Source organism: Stenotrophomonas maltophilia group sp. RNC7 (assembly GCF_030910085.1).
GTDB lineage: Bacteria > Pseudomonadota > Gammaproteobacteria > Xanthomonadales > Xanthomonadaceae > Stenotrophomonas > Stenotrophomonas sepilia.
The window spans coordinates 1-281 of record NZ_JAVFVN010000983.1 but is presented as its reverse complement, the minus strand read 5'-3'; the positions used below and the strand labels follow the sequence as shown (position 1 = coordinate 281).

At 58.7% G+C, this 281-nt stretch carries 1 protein-coding gene; it reads right to left on the bottom strand.

The genetic code is table 11. The features are described from left to right. Nucleotides 1–171: 171 nt before the first annotated feature. The coding region (locus RCF13_RS25310; protein ID WP_308141648.1) for an IS3 family transposase at nt 172–281 on the bottom strand (110 nt) is incomplete at its 5' end.

Genomic DNA, 281 nt, shown 5'->3' with positions numbered 1-281 from the left:
CTCGATTTCGATGAAGATTCATCCAGACATGGCGTGGACCTACAGAACGCAATGCCCGACAGATCGCAGAAATCTGTCGAAGGCGGGGTGGGTCCGGTTGCGGGAGTGTCCGCGGCATGGATGCCGCGGCCAAGCCCCCATGGTGAAGTGACCCCCGAGACTTGGACGGGGTCAGGCGGCCGATTGAGCCTGCTCCCGGTACTTTACCGGGCTCAGGCCTTTCAGTTTCAGTTTGATGCGCTCTTCGTTGTAGTACTGGATGTATTCCACCAGCCCAGCTT